The sequence below is a fragment of the Actinocrinis sp. genome, from assembly GCF_035650855.1.
Taxonomy (GTDB): Bacteria; Actinomycetota; Actinomycetes; order Streptomycetales; family Catenulisporaceae; genus Actinocrinis.
In genome coordinates this window covers 1-15769 of record NZ_DASRGV010000289.1, presented here as the reverse complement: position 1 = coordinate 15769, position 15769 = coordinate 1, and the positions used below count along the sequence as shown (strand labels likewise).

The window sequence follows — 15769 nt, the reverse complement described above, 5'->3', positions numbered from 1 at the left end:
GGGTGAGTCAACGCCCGCCGTCCGACGGCGTTGCGGCGCCGGCGGACGCGGTGGACCGCGGAACGCTGTCAGTGGCAGGGGTCTGCTAAAGGACAAGGACGAGGCGGCCGATCGTGTCTCCGGCGGCGAGACTGGTCAGGCCGTCCGGCACTTCGCCGAGGGTGAGGCGACCGCTGACCAGCGGCGCGATCGCCCCGGAGTCGGCCAGCCGGGTCAGTTCCGCGTGCGCGGCGGCGACCTGCGCCGGGTCCTTCTCGCGGTAGAGGCCCCAGTGCAGGCCGACGATCGAGTAGTTCTTCACCAGCGCGTGGTTGAGCGCCGGCGACGGGACCGCACCGCCCGCGAAGCCCACCACCAGGATGCGGCCCTCGAAGGCGACGCACTTCGCCGAGCCCGTATACGCCTCGCCGCCGACCGGGTCGAACACCACGTCCGCGCCGCGGCCCTCGGTAGCCTCCTTGACCACGGCGACGAAGTCCTGCGCGCGCCGGTCGATGACCACGTCCGCGCCGAGCTTCGTCGCCGCGTCGGCCTTCTCCGGTCCGCCGACCACGGCGATCACGCGCGCGCCCGCGGCCTTGCCGACCTGTACCGCCGCGCTGCCCACGCCTCCGGCGCCCGCGTGCACGAGCAGCGTCTCGCCGGGCTGGATATGCGCCCTGCGATGCAGGCCCACCCACGCGGTCTGATACGCGATGTGCAGCGCCGCCGCCGCCTCGTCGCTGAGCGAAGAGGGCGCGCGGAAGGTGTCGAGGGCGTCCATCAGCACGTACTCGGCGAAGGAGCCGCCGGGCAGGATCGGGTTGCCGATGACGCGCTCGCCGACCGTCCAGCCCTCGGCTCCCTCGCCGAGCCCCGCGATCTCGCCGCACAGTTCGAGGCCGGGGGTGAACGGCAGCGGCGGGCGGATCTGGTAAAGGCCCAGACAGAGCAGGACGTCGGGGAAGTTGAGCGCGCTCGCCGCCACCCGCACCAGCAGTTGCCCGGGTCCGGGCTCGGGCCGCGACACCTCAGCCAGGCGCAGCGCCTTGCGCGGTTCGGCGAGTTCGGTGACCTGCCAGGCTTTCATCCGGCGTGTCCTTTCAGGGAGGGCGGGTGGATTTTCCGACACGGTGCGACTAAGCGTCTGCTTAGAATGTGCTGGACCGCAACATAGGCACACCGGGCAGGCAAGCGAGGAGGGCGGGGCCGTTGCGTGCCGAGGATGACGCTGAAGCGCTGGAAGCCGCGCGGGAGCCCGCGGCGCCTGCCGCAGGCACCGCGGTTGCGGCGGCATCGGCATCGGGCCGCGCCCCCGCTCCCGTAGCGGCGGCGGTCGGCGAAGCCGGGCTCGACGAGTCGGAGGCCCGCGATCTGGCGGAGGCCTGGCTGAACGAGCCGCTGGCCCCCGCCGCGCGCAGGCTGCTGATCGGCGCCGTGGAGGCGTTCGCGGCCCGCGGCTACCACGCCACGGCGACCCGCGACATCGCGGCCCGCGCCGGGCTCAGCGCCGCCGGGGTCTACGTGCACTTCGCCTCGAAAGAGGAGCTGCTCTACCAGATCAGCCTGATCGGGCACCGCGGCACCGTGCAGGTGGTGCGCGCGGCGGCGGCCCGAAGCGACCAGCCGGCGGTGCGGCTGCGCGCCGTGATCTGCGCGATCACGGCCTGGCACGCGCGGTACCACACCACGGCCCGCGTGATCAACTACGAGATGGCAGCGCTCACCGAGCGGCACCGCGCGGATATCGCGACCCTGCGCCGCGAGATCGACGCGCTGGTGCGGCAGACCTTGGAGGACGGCGTCGCCGGCGGCGTGTTCGACGTGCCTGACGTTCGCGGCACGACCCTCGCCCTGCTCTCGCTGACCATCGACGTGGCGCGCTGGTTCCGCGCGACCGGCACCCGCGCCCCCGAGGAGCTGGGCGCGCTGTACGGCGACCTGGCGCTGCGGATGGCGGGTCATCGCGGCTGAGTCACCGGATCACGCGGACGGGGCGGGATCGGTACCGAGGCCGCGACCGCCGACACTGCTGAGATCGACGCCGAAGGCGGCGACCAGTTCGGCGATGGTGGCGGCCGGGGTGGTGTGTCGGATGACGCCCATCCCCAGCCGCGCGGCGGGTCCGAGGTTGTTCGGCAGGTCGTCGACGAACACGCATTCCGCCGGGTCCAGGCCCAGTTTCTCGGCGGCCATCCGGTAGATCGCCGGGTTCGGCTTGCGCAGGCCCACCTGGCCGGAGATGACCACCGCGTCGAACAGGTCGCTCAGCAGCTCCTCGGGATAGCTCGCGGCGCCCCAGGAGTTGGAGACCAGCGCGGTGCGCACGCCGGCCCGGCGCAGTGCACGGACCGCGGCGATCATGTCCGGCTCCAGGCGGGCGCCGCGCAGCAGCCGCCTGATCAGCCCCTGCGGCGCGACCCCGAGCAGCGCGGCGAACTCGGCCTCGAACGAGGCGTCATCCGCTTCCCCGGTCTCCAGGGTGGCCACGAGCGCCGCCGCCCGCGGGTCGTCGCGCAGCAGCCGGGCGATGGCGAGCCGCTGCAGGCCCTCGGCCTGTTCAAAGGCCGCGAAGGAGGCGAACACGCTGGTGGTGAGCACACCGCCGAAGTCGATCAGCAGGCCGCGGCGGCCCTGGCCGCCGGGCGGCGGGGCGGAGGTCATGCTCCCCTACCTTCGTAGACGGGTCCGCGCGGCGGCGGCGGTCGGTGATCATCGCGGCGGGACTAAGCGCTTGCTTAGCATTGCCGGGGCGGGCTGGGGGTGTCAACGCCGGGGCCCGCCGTCCAGGTGCCGGAACCGCGATCCCGCGCGCAGTAGCCGGCCTTGACACCGCCGGGGCGGCACGAAAGGCTAAGCGGGCGCTTACCCGTGAAAACACAGGAAGCTACCGAAGGGACGGCCTGGCTGTGGCCTCGATGGACACTGCGCCGAGTTTCGATCGCGCTCACTCGCTGGACGGCCGGGTGGCCGTGGTCACCGGGGCGAGCCGTGGCATCGGCCTCGGCATCGCCCGCGAACTCGTCGCGCGCGGCGCGCGGGTGTGCATCACGGCGCGGGGCGCGGACGCGCTCGCCGACGCGGTGAAGGAACTCGGCGGCCCCGAATACGCGCTGGCCGTGGCCGGCAAGGCGGACGACCCGGAGCACCAGCAGGAGGTGGTCGGCCGCACGATGGAAGTCTTCGGCCGGCTGGACCTGCTGGTCAACAACACCGGCATCAACCCGGTCTTCGGTTCGGTCCTGGACACCGACCCGGCGGCCGCCGCGAAGATCCTCGCGGTCAACGTGCTGGCCCCGCTGGCCTGGGTGCGACGGGCCCGCGAGGCCTGGATGGGCGAACACGGCGGCGCGATCGTGAACGTGGCGTCGATCGCCGGACTGCACCCCTCCCCCGGCATCGGCATGTACGGCGTGAGCAAGGCCGCGCTGATCCGGCTGACCACCGAGCTGGCGATGGAGCTGGGTCCGCGCATCAGGGTGAACGCGGTGGCGCCGGCCGTGGTGAAGACGAAGTTCGCGGCGGCGCTGTACGAGGGACGCGAAGAAGAGGCCTCGGCGTCGTACCCGCTCAAGCGATTGGGCGTACCGGAAGACATCGCGGGCGCGGTCGCTTTCCTGCTCTCGGACGACGCGGCCTGGATCACCGGGCAGACGATGGTGATCGACGGCGGCATCACGCTCGGCGCCGGCTTCTAGGGGATATGTCATGAGTGAGAACAACGGCGCTTCCGGTCCGAGTCAGGGTTCGCATTCGCAGCTTCCCGCGGTGCAGCTGGCGGGCGCCGGCGTGATCGTCACGGGCGCGGCGCGCGGGATCGGCGCGGCACTGGCCCGCGCGTTCGCGGCCGAGGGCGCGCGGGTCGTGGTCAACGACGTCGATGCCGATGGCGCTCGGGCGCTGGCCGAGGAGCTCGGAGCGTTCGCCGTGCTCGGAGACGCGGCGACGGAAACCGGCGTGTCGTTGCTCGTCGGCTCGGCGCGCGAACTGCTCGGCTCGATCGACGTGTACTGCGCCAACGCCGGCATCGGTCCGGCCGGAACCGAACAGGCGCCCGAGGACGTGTGGTCGGCGGCCTGGGAGATCAACGTGATGGCGCATGTGCGCGCCGCGCGCGAACTGGTTCCCGGCTGGCTGGAGCGCGGATCAGGGTGCTTCGTCTCCACGGTCTCGGCGGCCGGGCTGCTCACCATGCTCGGCTCGGCTCCGTACGCGGCGTCCAAGCACGCGGCACTCGCCTTCGCCGAATGGCTCGCGGCCACATACCGGCACCGGGGCGTGCGCGTCCACGCGGTGTGCCCGCAGGGTGTACGAACCCGAATGCTGGATGAGAGCGGGCCGGGCGGTCAGGCGCTGCTGGCGGCCGGCGCGATCGAGCCGGAGCAGGTCGCGCAGGCGGTCATCAGGGGTCTGAGTGAAGACAAGTTCCTTATCCTGCCGCATCCCGACGTCGCCGAGTACTACGCGGCGCGCGCGGCCGATCCGGACCGCTGGCTCGGCGGAATGAACAAGCTGCAGCGCGGCATCGAGGCACAGCTGGGCAGGTGACGGCCGCCTGACCCGCCGTGCGGCGGCCGCCCGCGTGGCGGTGAAACGCAGCGTGGCGCGCGGTGGCGGCCGTGCGCCATCGCTGAACCGAAGATGATCGGCGCACGTGAGCATCAAGCGTGCGGCTCGATGCGGAAACCTGGGACGACAAAGGCAGAACCGTCGTCGAATTGAGCGGGGAACTCGACCTGTTCACCGCACCTGTGCTGCGTGACGTGCTGCTCGGGCTGACCGGGGACGGCAGGTATTTCCTGGCCGTCGAAATGAGCGGCCTGCGGTTTCTGGACAGCTCCGGCCTCGGCGTATTGGTCGGCGCGACGAAGCGGGCGGTGGCCGGGGGCGGCGGGCTGTGCCTGGTCGGCGCACCGCAGCGGATGCTCAAGACGCTGTCTATCACCGGGCTGCTGCGGGTCATGCCCGCCTTCACCTCGCTGGAGGACGCGTTCGGCTGGCTGGATCGGCTGCACGCGAGCCGCGCCGCGGCGCACGGGGCTGCGGGCAACGGCACGCCTTCCGTGGGCAACTGAGCGGCTGAGCAGCTGATCGGCGGCGCCGGCTCGCCAGGGCGCGGGCAGCCTGGCGCCGCGGTGTAAGTTTCACAGTACGTTGACATCCTTCGCGGCGCGCGGCCACCATCTTCAGTGCCGTTCCAGGCCCTTAGCGAGGGAGCGACCGTTGCGCGCAAAGCCGATCCGCACCAGAACCAGACGCCAGCTCACCATCCGGGCCGCGCTCGCGGCCCTGTGCGCGTTCCTGACCGCCGCCGCGATGGTCCTGGTGACGCAGAGCCCCGCCTCCGCGCTGACCGTCTCGGGCACGCCGTCGCCGGTCACCGGCAACGCGACGCACTTCGACGGGCTCGGGCAGCCCTACGGCGGCTGCGGCATGCCGCAGGCGAACCTGGAGACCCAGAACTTCATCGCCCTCAACGTCTTCAACACCCCGGGGGACTACAGCGCGCACACCCGGCCGGTGCCCGCGTCGCAGTCGAGCATCATGGGGATGTGGGACAACGGCCTGAACTGTGACCGGTGGGTGAAGGTCAGCATCGGCAACTACTGCACCGGGACCAACGACGGCGCGCAGAACGAGCCGTTCTGCCGCAACGGCTCCTGGGTCTCGGACAATCTGAACGGCGCGACGCTGGACATGATCGTCGCCGACAGCTGCGCCGACAGCAACGCCTGGTGCCGCGACGACCCGTACCACATCGACCTCAACACCAATTCGCTGGGCAACTTCGTGCTGGGCGGCTCGCCGGTGGGTTCCGCGCTGCTGAACAAGTGGAACAACCGGCAGGTCACCTGGCAGTTCGAGCCGGCGCCGAACTACACCGGCGACATCAACATCGGCTTCCTGCAGGGGGCCCAGGCGTGGTGGCCGGCCATCTCGGTCTCGCACCTGCCCAACGGCGTCCACGGCATCCAGTACCTGCAGAACGGTTCCTGGGTGTCCGCGGCGATGGACAGCGACATGGGCCAGGCGTACATCATCGGAGCGCTGACATCCGGCGGCTCGCAGTTCCAGATCAAGCTGACCGACTCCTCGGACCAGCCGCTGTTCGGCGGCCGGATCTACAGCTTCTCGCTGCCGTCCTCCTGCGGCGGGCAGTGCAGCGCCCCGTACACGCAGGTGACGTACACGACCTCCAGCGGCACCGGACCCAGCGCGTCGCCGAGCACCAGCGCGAGCTCCAGCCCGAGCGCGTCGCCGTCCTCGTCGCCGAGTTCCTCGCCCTCGTCCTCGCCGAGCGCGTCCCCGTCGCAGAGCTCGGGCTCGGGCGCCAAGTGCAGCGTGACCTCGGCGGTGACCGGCTCCTGGGGCTCCGGCTTCCAGGTATCGGTCACGGTGACGAATACCGGGACGAGCGGCACGTCGAACTGGTCTGTCTCGTTCTCGCTCCCCGCGGGTGACACGATCGCGAGTTCGTGGAACACGGCGCTGACACAGTCCGGGCAGAACGTGACCGCGGCCTCGGTGAGCTACAACGGCAGCCTTTCGCCGGGAGGCAGTACGTCATGGGGCATGGTGCTCAACGGCACGAATCAGACGCTGTCCGGATTGGGCTGCGCGGTGCACTAGCGGTGCACTGAGCGAATCAGCCCGTCGAGCGAAACAGTCCGGTGATAGAGCGGTCTGCTAGAAGAAGGAAGAAGTAGGCGAAGGGGCGTCCCGGGGGCGCCCCTTCGTCGTGTCCGCGGCCTTTACCGCAGAACGGCTACCAGCGGTCGTGCACCTGGGCGCGGACCAAGTCGTCGTACACGCCGCGCACGGCCGCGTGCGTCTGCTCGGACAGCGGCGCGAGATCGGCTGCCGCCGCATTCGACCTGGCCTGCTCGGGATTGCGCGCACCGGGGATCACGACGCTGACGCCCGGCTGGTCCAGGATCCAGCGCAGCGCGAACTGGGCGGTGCTCGCGCCCTGCGGCACCAGCGGACGCAGCCGCCGCACCGCTTCGAGGCCGGTGCGGTAGTCGACCCCGGAGAAGGTCTCGCCGACGTCGAAGGCCTCGCCGTGCCGGTTGTAGTTGCGGTGGTCGTTCTCGGCGAACGTGGTCGTCTCGTCGTACTTTCCGGACAGCAGGCCGCTGGCCAGCGGTACCCGCGCGATGATGCCGACTCCGGCCGCCTCGGCCGCCGGAAGCACCTGATCAAGCGGTTTGAGCCGGAAGGCGTTGAGGATGATCTGCACGGTGGCGACGCCGGGGTGCGCGATCGCGGTGAGGGCCTGCTCGCAGGTCTCGACGCTGACGCCGTATGCCGCGATGCGCTTCTCGGCGACGAGGGTGTCCAGCGCTTCGTAGACGGCCGGCGAACCGTAGACCTCCTCCGGCGGGCAGTGCAGCTGGACCAGGTCGAGCGTCTCGACGCCGAGGTTCGCGCGCGAGCGATCGGTCCAGGCGCGGAAGTTGTCCAGGGTGTAGAGGGCCGGGTCGAGCGCGACCCGGCGGCCCATCTTGGTGGCCACGGTCAGTGCGGCGCCGGGGCGCTCGCGCAGCAGCCGTCCGATGATCTGCTCGCTGCGGCCGTCGCCGTAGACGTCGGCGGTGTCGATGAAGGTCACTCCGGCGGCCACCGCCGCGTCGAGCGTTTCCAGCGCGTCGTCCTCGCTGACCTCGCCCCAGTCGGCGCCCAGCTGCCAGGCGCCGAGACCGACCGAGCCGACGCTGCGTCCGGTGCGTCCCAAGACTCTCTGTTCCATGCGCTCACCCTACGCCGAGCACGCTCGATAAGATCACCGAGGTTTTCCGTCACAAGCCACGGGGGTCGTCATGCCGATCATTAAGCGCCTCGCCGACGTGCCGCATCCGGCCCGTTACTCGCACGCGGTCGTCGCGACCGGGAAGCTCGCCTTCGTCGCCGGCCAAGTCGCGCTGGACGCGGAAGGCCGGCTGGTCGGCGCCGGTGACCTGGCCGCGCAGGCGGCGCAGGCCCTGCGGAATCTGGAGACGGTCCTCGGCGAGCTGGGCGCGGACTGGACCGATGTGGCGAGGCTCAACTGGTACGTGGTCGATGTGACCCAGATTCAGACGATCCGCGACGTGCTGGAGGAGTTCCTGCGGCCGGTGCTGGGCGAGCGGACGAATCCGGCCAGCACGCTGGTCCAGGCGGCGGCGCTGTTCCGGTCCGACGTGCTGGTCGAGGTGGACGCGGTGGTCGCGCTGCCGGAGTAGCCGCAATAGCCGTAGTAGCCGCAGCGCCGCGCGTGACGCGTCAGCCGGCGCCGAAGCACACGAAGGGCTCCTGGCGCTCGGATGCCGAGGCCGCGGCGAGGGCGCCGGCCGGGCTGGTTCCGGAGATCAGGGCCTTGTGCAGCGCGGCCATGAACGGCGGGGCGTCGTTGTCGGGGATCAGCATGCCGCTGGAGATCACCGTGCTGCTTCCCGCGTAGAGCAGCGCGGCGGTGAATCCGAGGTGCTCGTCGCCAGTGCGCACGTCGGCGCGGCCGAGTTCGCAGGCGGAGAGGATCACCCGCCGCGGGGGCTTGGACAGGCGTTGCAGGTCGTAGGCCATCAGCGGCCCGTCGGCCAGGTCGATGCGGGCGAACATGACGTTGCCGCGCTCGTGGTGGCCGTGCGCCGCGAGATGCACCGTGTGCGCTCCGTCGATGGCGCGCAAGGTGGCCTCGACGGTCGCCTCCTTGCCGGTGAGCACGACGGGCCGCGGGTAGAGCCCGGCGATCGCGGCGACTTCCGCCTCCGCGTGGGCCAGCCGGGGCCCTGCCGCCAGGACCGGGCTCGGGTCGGGCCGGCCGCCGCCGGATTCGTCCCTCGCGGCGCGGCGCGCGGCGAGCCACAGCCGCGCGGACGGGCAGACGGTGACCGGCCGGCCGCGCAGATCGGGCAGCAGGCTCCACGGGATGGTCGCGAGCGGGCCGGTCGGGACGATGACCACCGGCAGATCGCGCAGCCGCGGGCGCAGCGGCGCGACGATCTCGTCGGTGAGCGTGGCCAGTTGGCGGCGGACGGACTGGTCGACGACCGTCTGCAGCCGCGCGGGCAGGCTGCGGGCGGCGCGGGCTTCCAGGTCGCCGAGCAGCCGGTGGCCGGCTTCGACGGCGCGGGTGTAGTCCCCGAGCGGCACGAGCGTCGCGTGCCCGTCGGCGACGGCCAGGGCGAGCAGGCGGTCGCCTTGTCGCAGCAGGCTGATCATCACCTGCCCGGCGGCGGCCAGTTCCGCGGCGACTCGGGAGAGGCCGGTCGCGCGGGGATCGGCGTCCGGGCGGGTCGAGGCGCCGGGCGCGTCGGCGCCGGCAGCCGTCCAGGATCGCTCGCGCAGCCGGCGCTGCAAGGTCGCGTGCCGCTGACGCGCCTGAGGGTCGGACTCGCCCCGCAGCGCGCGCGTGCGCAGCAGGTCGTCGAGGTGGCGGTATTCGGCGATGGCGGCGGCCGTCTCCGGGTCGTCCGAGGCCTGGACCGGCCGGACCCGGAAGGCCTGGGCGCGGGACCGCTCGGACCAGGCGAAGATCGCCCGGGGCGAGCCTCCGTCCAGGGCGAGGCGCAGCCCGGTGCGGGTCAGGTCCCGGCCGAGGGCCGCGGTACCGGTTTGCAGGTCCAGGCTGCCGAGCGAACGGCGGTGTTCGTCAAGTCGGGCCAGGCCGTTGCGAAGCTCGGCGAACGCGGCGGCGCGGTCGCCCCGGGCGGCGGCCTGCTCGGCGCGGGTGAGGTGCGCGAAGAGGCGCAGTTCGAGCGGCACGGCCGGGCCGCTCGGACGCGGCGTCTCGAGCAGCGGGTTGATCCGGTCCGCGGCCTTCCGCGCGTGGATCAGGGCTCTGGCCGCGAGCAGACGCGCGAGTGCGGCGTCATAAGGCAGGCCGAGGTCACGCAGGCGGTCGGCGAGACGGCCGGTGCGGGTACCGAGGCGGGTGAGCGCGGGCTGCGGCTCAGGCGCGGCGGGCGCTTCGGCCGTGAGCACGGCGAAGTCGGCCCGGGCCCGGGTCAGCTCGGCCAGCGCGGCCCAGGTCTCGTTGCCCCGGGCCAGGAAGTGCCGCTGGGCCTGCCGGGCCCGCGCCGCGGCCTGCGCCGGCTTGTCCGCGGCGGCGAGGGCCTGGGCCGAGGCGAGTTCCGCTTCCGCGCGGTCCTGGCTGAGCCGCTGGTCGCGGAAGGCCGCGATCGCGGATTCCAGCTCCGCCGCGGCCTCGTCGGCGAGGCCGGCGGTCAGCAGCGCGCGGGCCCGATCGACCTGCACGACCGGCAGGTTGCCGGGCGCGTGCTCGCGGCAGGCGGCCTCGGCCCGACTGAACGCGTCGAGGGCCGCCGGGATGTTGCCGAGCAGCAGCTCGCAGTAGCCCAGGTTGTGCTTCGCCTTCGCGGCGAGCATCTCCGCTCCGGCGAGCCGCGCGATGTGCTCGCTGCGTTCGAGGTCCGCGCGGGCGGCGGCGATTCTTGCCGTGCCGAGATGCAGGCCGCCGCGGTTGAGCAGGGCCCGGGCGAGCACGAGCTGGTCCGGGTAGTCGGCCAGCAGCGGGATCGCCTCGTCGAAGCACGGCAGCGCGGCGCGGTACCGCCCGACCCGCCACAGCAGCAGTCCGCGCTGGGCGACGATGGCCACGCGGTGGTCCGCGCCGGCCAGGGGCTCGGCGCGGTCCAGCAGTTCCAGGCCGCGCTCGACCCGGCCCTGTTCGGCCTCGGCATGGGCCAGGCTCGCGAGCAGGCGCGCCGTCAGGCCTTCGGAGCCGGCCGGCGGCGCGGGTTCGAGCAGGCGAAGACCGGCGCGAAAGTGCCCGGCGGCCGCGGCCGGGCGGCCTGCCGCGCCGGCCGCGACGCCTCGACGGTGCCGGTCAAGGGCGGCCTCCGTCACACCCATCGCGCTACCGCGCTACCGCGGTGCGGTTCTCCACCAGCCGCCATGGCCCGCCGCCCTCTCCATCGTCCGCACAGCTCCCTCGCGCCAGCGGTCAGGCGGACTGACGCGTTAGAGCACGATCGCCGGTGTCAGTATGGACGGTCCGCCCCCACCCGTCAGCGGTTCGCCGAGGCGAACCACGAGTTGCGCGAGACCCCGCGGGATCGCTTCGAGCACGAAGCGCCCCTCCGCGTCGACGGCCGTGCCCAGGGCCCGTTCGCCGCTGCGCAGCTCGATCCGGCACGCCTGCGGCGGAGCGAGCCATCCGTCGATGCGCACCGTGTCGGCCTGCTGGCTGATCCGGATCATGATGGTGAGGCTGTCGCTGTCGAAGGTGACGACGCGCGCCTCCTCCCCCTCTCCCCCGCGCACGCCCGCCGCGGCCGGCTGGTATTGCTCGACCAGGCGCAGCACCTCGGCGTCGATGTCCTCGACGGCGAGGGCGAACAGGCTGCGCTGCACGACGCTGTCCGGCATCGGATCCAGCTCCTCGTGACATTCGCGCAGGATGCGCAGCAGGTCCTCGTCGCGCTCATCGAGCAGTTCGGCGGCCGACGCGCGGACCGGGTCCGTGCCGCCGGCGCCCCGCGCGCCGCTCTCGCCGGTCATGCCAGTCCTCCGCTCGTGCCGGTGATGCCGCTGCCGTCCGGGTCGAGCAGCGTTCTGAGTTTGGCCAGGCAGCGGCCGCGGGTCGGGCCGATGCTGCCGCGCGGCATGCCGAGCGCGGTCGCCACCGCGTCGTAGTCGGGGCGGTGGCTGAAGGCGACGACGCGCAGCAGCTCCTGGCAGCGCTGCGGCAGCCGGCGCACCGCGGTCCAGACGTCGCGGTGCCGTTCGGCGAGCAGGACGCGCTCTTCGGGCAAGGGCTGCGGATCGGCGGTGTCGGAAATCCGGTCGCTGTCCAGGGGTTGCTCGGCGCGGTGCGCGGTACGCGTGCGCCACGCCTCCCGTTTGGTCGCGGTGACCAGCCAGGCGGTCAGCGCGATCGGCGAGTGGATCTGGTCGAGGTGCCGCAGCAGGCTGAGCCAGGTGCACTGGATCGCGTCCTCGGCGGCCTCGCGGTCCAGTCCCTGGGCGCGGGCGACCTGCCAGAGCACCGGGCTGAGTTCGACCACGATCTTGTTCAGGCTCTCCCGGTTCCCCGACTGGGCGGATTGCAGCAGCGCGGCGACGCGGGCGTTGCGGTCGGCCGGAGTGTCGGCGGCGTCGGCGGCTGCCGCGGGCTCGGTGCGGTCGGGACGGATGGAGTTAGGCACGATCGGGCGCTCCAATGCGCCGCAGGGCCCTGGCGATCCGCTCGCGCGCCATGAGCCGGTCGGTGGAGCCCAGGTCGCTGTGCGGGTCGCCGGGGTGCTCGTCGGCCTCCTCGAGCAGCCCGGCCGCGAGCGTCGCGGCCAGCAGCGGCGTGGAGAACGAGGTGCCGCTCCACACCGCGAAGCCGCCGCGGAAGTCGTCCGGATCCAGCGTCTCGCGCAGGCGGTGCAGGCGGCTGTCCGCCGGACCGGCCGTGATCATCGGCTCGTAGCTGCCGTTCAGGTCGCTCGGATAGGTGCTCACCACGCTCGCGCCGGTCGCCCACGCGGTGACCCAGGAGCCGTCGTTGCTGAACATCGCCTTGCTGCCGTTGGGATTCAGCGCGCCGACGCTGACCACCGGCAGCAGCGGGTCGGCGCCGGGCTGGGTCGCGAACGCGGCGGGGAAGAAGGGCTGCGTGGTGGCCTGGTTGCCGGCGGCGGCGATCACGGCCACGCCGAGGTCGGTCAGGCCGTCGAGCAGCGCGGCGAACTGGCCCGTGTACACCAGGTCGGCCGGGTATTCGTCGAAGTAGCCGAGGGAGAGGGAGACCACATCGACCACGCCGGCGAGATCGCCGGAGGCGAGCGCGGTGCGGATCTGGGCGCCCAGCACGGCGACGGCGAGCAGCAGGACGCTTTCGTGCACGATCCCGTCGGTGTGCATGACGCGGATCACGCGCACGCGCGCGTCCGGTGCGCACTGCCGCACGATGCCCGAGATGAATGTGCCGTGGCCGATGTGTGTGGGAAGTGCGCCGACGGTGGGCTCGACCGGATCCGGCATGTCCCAGTAGCCGTCGAGCACCGGGAAGTCCAGGCCCCCGGTGTCGCGGACGCGGACCTCCTCGTGGTGGATCGCGGCCTGCAGCGGGTCGTCGGCCGTCAGGAAGCTGTCGGGGTCCGCGTCCGGCGTGCCGAGCCAGGCGTGCGGGCGGATCCCGGTGTCGAGGACGGCGACGACGGGGCGGCGGCTGGCCGGCAGGGCCTTGACGGGCGTGCGATGCGGAGCGTGGCCGAGCAGTTCGACCGGGATGCGCGCGGTCGAGCTGAAATAGAGGCCTGAGCCGCCGCTGCTTCCCTCGCTGAACGGGCTGCCTTCGCTGAAGGGGCTGCCCTCGCTGAACGGGTCGCCGCTGATGGCGGCCGCGCTGAGCAGGTGGTCCAGGCTGATGCGGCTGGGGTCGGCGCTCGCCGCGAGCGTCTCGGCGAGGTCGGTGCGGCGCGTCGCGGCACGGATCGCCTGGAGCGCCACCCAGGCGTCGACGGTCGTCGGGCCCGCGTCGTCGCGCACGCGCAGGACGACGGCGCGCGGTACGTCGGCGAGTTCCCGCAGCCACGGACGCAGCGAGGGGGCCGACTCGATCAGCGGCGGCGGGACTTCCAGCTCCAGCCCGACCGTTGCAAGGGCCTGATCGAGAGCCGCGACCGCACTCGGGTTGCGCAGTACCGCATCCGGGATGAGCAGCGTGTTGGCGCGGTACGCAGTGGCCGCCGGCGGACGCGCGCCGGGTGCGAGTGGCGCTTCGGAGGGCAACAAAACGCGGCCACCGTGCCGATTAACAAGCACCGGCGAGAGATATGGCACGCCGAGATTGTTCACGGGCGCGGACCGCGGTTCAGACTGCTCACCGCTTGATCCGCTGAAATGCACCAACATCCGCTTTTCCCTCCGGCAGGATCGGTCGCGCCCTGGACAATCAAGGCGCGCACAAGCACCACAGCACAGTCAATGCACCGCATAGTCAAGACACGCGCAGGTGGCGGCAGATACCGGCGTCAGGTCACGAACCGGCAACGATTCTATGGATCACAGGTCGCTGCGGACGCCGATTCCGTGTTGTCGGTGCAGTCAGATAGAACCCGTGTATCTGGGGCGCCGGCGCCGCACTCTTTCGTTCAACACCCGCACGGTGTTCGCAGCGAGGGTGGGCTCGGAGAGACACGCGAATCAAGGGGGATCACTGATGGTTCCGACGATGACGGCTACCTACGATGCGGTGGCCGAAACGGCGACGGTTCCGGCGTTTCCGGTTCAGGCCGCCGGGATGGTCGAGCAGGGTGGGGGAAGAGGCGGCGCGGGTCGGCCCGGCGCGGTTGAAGCCGTAGTCGTGCGGATCGACGCGCGTGACCCGATCTCCGAGGCGGGCGTGCGGATGCAGCTGCGTTCGCGCCCTGAGATCCAGATCGCGCGGGCGGGACAGCTCGCGGCCGTGGTCGTCGCGGTCACCGACGCGGTGGACGAGGAGACCACGCGTTGGCTGCGCGGGCTGCACCGCGCGGACGGCCTGCCGGTGGTGCTGGTCAGCGGCCGGGTGGACGGCAGGGCGCTGTCGGCGCTGGTCGAGGCCGGGGTGCGCGGGGTGCTGCGGCGGCCGGAGGCGACGGCGGACCGGCTGGTCAGCGCGGTACGCTCGGCCGCGGCCGGGCACGGCGACCTGCCGCCGGAGCTGCTGCGCCAGCTGTTGGACCACCTCGCCGGGCTCAACCGGCAGGTGCTCAATCCGCGCGGATACTCGTTCTCCGGCCTGACCGAGCGCGAGCGCACCGTGCTGCAGCTGCTGGCCGAGGGGCTCTCGACCCGCGAGGTGGCCCTGCGGCTGTCGTACTCCGAGCGCACGATCAAGACGGTGATCCAGGATCTGACGCTGCGCCTGCAGCTGCGCAATCGGACGCAGGCCGTGGCGTACGCGCTGCGCAACGGCTGGATCTAACGGCTGGTTTTGAAGTCCGGTCTGGGAACTGATTCGCCCGGGAGCGCATACCGCGCCTCCCGGGCGAAATGGTTCCCAGACGAGTCAGTTCCCAGACGAGTCAGCGCCGGAAGATCAGCTCGTCGTTACCCGACGACGGCTGCATGGACCCGCCCTCGACGACCACGGGGGCGGTCGCTTGCAAGGGGGGCCGGGCGATGGCCGCGATCACGCTCTGCGTCGCCACGATCTGCGCGGCGCCGAGGATCTCATGCGGCGGCGCGAAGCAGAAGGTGTCGAGGTTTCCCTTCGCGTCGGCGACCAGCGCCGGAGCCGAGTCCGCGTTCGGCGAGCAGGCCGTGAGCGCCGCGCCGGCCGGTGTCTGCCAGGTCAGCGTGACCGGCTGGCCGGGGACGAAACCGGTGCCGGTGACGTGCGTATAGGTGCCGTCGACGAACACCGCCGGGTTGACGGTGAGCTTCGGCTGGCCGGGCGGTGGCGGGGGCGTCACGCAGCCGGTCACCGTGAACGTCGTGCTCGCGGGCAGCGGCGGCCAGGGATCGACCGCCGCCGGCTTCACGGACTGGATGACGACCTGCCCGGACGCGCCAGTGGCGGTGAGCGTGTGCGTTCCGCAGGCCAGCTGCGGCCGCTGGATCTGTGTGGTGAAGCCGCCGCTGCGGTTGGTGAACACGCTGGTGAACGCGTTTGGGTCGCCGTCGATGGTGAAGGAGACGGTGCGGAACGCCGGGTAGCCGGTGCCGGTCGCCGTGAACGAGAGCGGACCGCCGGCCGAGTTGATCGAGTCCGGCGTCGCGGTGACCGCCGGACAGTAGACCAGGACGTTGGTGTGCGCCGCGAGCGGGGAGCCTTCGACCACGTCGAGGTCGTTCAAGTCCACCTCGTTCGAAC

The 15769-nt window shown here is 72.2% G+C and carries 14 protein-coding genes and 1 pseudogene; 7 read left to right on the top strand and 8 right to left on the bottom strand.

Annotated features, from left to right (window positions below; all coding sequences use genetic code 11):
- Positions 1-85 precede the first annotated feature (85 nt).
- Entirely contained in the window at positions 86-1069 is a 984-nt protein-coding gene (locus VFB40_RS20715; RefSeq protein WP_324853171.1) for an NADPH:quinone oxidoreductase family protein, read from the bottom strand.
- A 284-nt stretch (positions 1070-1353) separates the two neighbouring features.
- On the opposite strand from VFB40_RS20715, the gene VFB40_RS20710 reads away from it, so the two are divergent.
- On the top strand, positions 1354-1953 hold the full coding sequence (locus VFB40_RS20710; RefSeq protein ID WP_414642123.1) for a TetR/AcrR family transcriptional regulator: 600 nt from the start codon (positions 1354-1356) through the stop codon (positions 1951-1953).
- Positions 1954-1962: 9 nt separating this feature from the next.
- On the opposite strand, the gene VFB40_RS20705 is transcribed toward VFB40_RS20710, so the two are convergent.
- Positions 1963-2643 carry an HAD family hydrolase gene (locus tag VFB40_RS20705; protein WP_324853167.1) on the bottom strand — a complete coding sequence of 227 codons (681 nt, stop codon included), beginning with the start codon at positions 2641-2643 and terminating at the stop codon, positions 1963-1965.
- Between the two features lie 254 nt (positions 2644-2897).
- Between VFB40_RS20705 and VFB40_RS20700 the strand changes: the two genes are divergently transcribed.
- The 4 genes and pseudogenes from VFB40_RS20700 to VFB40_RS20685 all read left to right on the top strand — a co-directional run bounded on the left by VFB40_RS20700 (position 2898) and on the right by VFB40_RS20685 (position 6609).
- On the top strand, positions 2898-3677 hold the full coding sequence (locus VFB40_RS20700) for an SDR family oxidoreductase (protein ID WP_324853165.1): 780 nt from the start codon (positions 2898-2900) through the stop codon (positions 3675-3677).
- A 10-nt stretch (positions 3678-3687) separates the two neighbouring features.
- Entirely contained in the window at positions 3688-4527 is an 840-nt protein-coding gene (locus VFB40_RS20695) for an SDR family oxidoreductase (RefSeq protein ID WP_324853163.1), read from the top strand.
- Positions 4528-4646: 119 nt separating this feature from the next.
- Positions 4647-4985 (top strand): annotated as a pseudogene (locus VFB40_RS20690) (STAS domain-containing protein); the annotation flags it as partial.
- Positions 4986-5202: 217 nt separating this feature from the next.
- On the top strand, positions 5203-6609 hold the full coding sequence (locus tag VFB40_RS20685) for a cellulose binding domain-containing protein (RefSeq protein ID WP_324853159.1): 1407 nt from the start codon (positions 5203-5205) through the stop codon (positions 6607-6609).
- A 136-nt stretch (positions 6610-6745) separates the two neighbouring features.
- Here the strand turns inward: VFB40_RS20685 and VFB40_RS20680 are convergent, their stop codons facing one another.
- Positions 6746-7729, bottom strand: a complete 984-nt coding sequence (locus tag VFB40_RS20680) for an aldo/keto reductase (RefSeq protein WP_324853157.1) — start codon at positions 7727-7729, stop codon at positions 6746-6748.
- A gap of 70 nt (positions 7730-7799) precedes the next feature.
- On the opposite strand from VFB40_RS20680, the gene VFB40_RS20675 reads away from it, so the two are divergent.
- Positions 7800-8201, top strand: coding sequence for a RidA family protein (locus VFB40_RS20675; RefSeq protein ID WP_324853155.1), 402 nt, complete (start codon positions 7800-7802; stop codon positions 8199-8201).
- Positions 8202-8241: 40 nt separating this feature from the next.
- Here the strand turns inward: VFB40_RS20675 and VFB40_RS20670 are convergent, their stop codons facing one another.
- From VFB40_RS20670 to VFB40_RS20655, 4 genes are all read right to left on the bottom strand, one after another.
- Complete coding sequence (locus tag VFB40_RS20670) at positions 8242-10833, bottom strand: CHAT domain-containing protein (RefSeq protein WP_324853153.1); 2592 nt, start codon at positions 10831-10833, stop codon at positions 8242-8244.
- Positions 10834-10941: 108 nt separating this feature from the next.
- Complete coding sequence (locus VFB40_RS20665) at positions 10942-11481, bottom strand: hypothetical protein (protein ID WP_324853151.1); 540 nt, start codon at positions 11479-11481, stop codon at positions 10942-10944.
- Positions 11478-12128, bottom strand: a complete 651-nt coding sequence (locus VFB40_RS20660; RefSeq protein WP_324853150.1) for an RNA polymerase sigma factor — start codon at positions 12126-12128, stop codon at positions 11478-11480. Before VFB40_RS20660 ends, VFB40_RS20665 begins: the two co-directional genes overlap by 4 nt.
- Positions 12121-13701 (bottom strand): S8 family serine peptidase, encoded by a 1581-nt coding sequence (locus tag VFB40_RS20655; RefSeq protein ID WP_324853148.1) that lies wholly within the window; start codon positions 13699-13701, stop codon positions 12121-12123. Before VFB40_RS20655 ends, VFB40_RS20660 begins: the two co-directional genes overlap by 8 nt.
- A gap of 442 nt (positions 13702-14143) precedes the next feature.
- Here VFB40_RS20655 and VFB40_RS20650 point away from each other — a divergent pair, with 442 nt between their 5' ends.
- Entirely contained in the window at positions 14144-14878 is a 735-nt protein-coding gene (locus tag VFB40_RS20650; protein WP_324853146.1) for a helix-turn-helix transcriptional regulator, read from the top strand.
- Between the two features lie 100 nt (positions 14879-14978).
- Here the strand turns inward: VFB40_RS20650 and VFB40_RS20645 are convergent.
- The coding region (locus VFB40_RS20645) for a hypothetical protein (RefSeq protein ID WP_324853144.1) at positions 14979-15769 on the bottom strand (791 nt) is incomplete at its 5' end.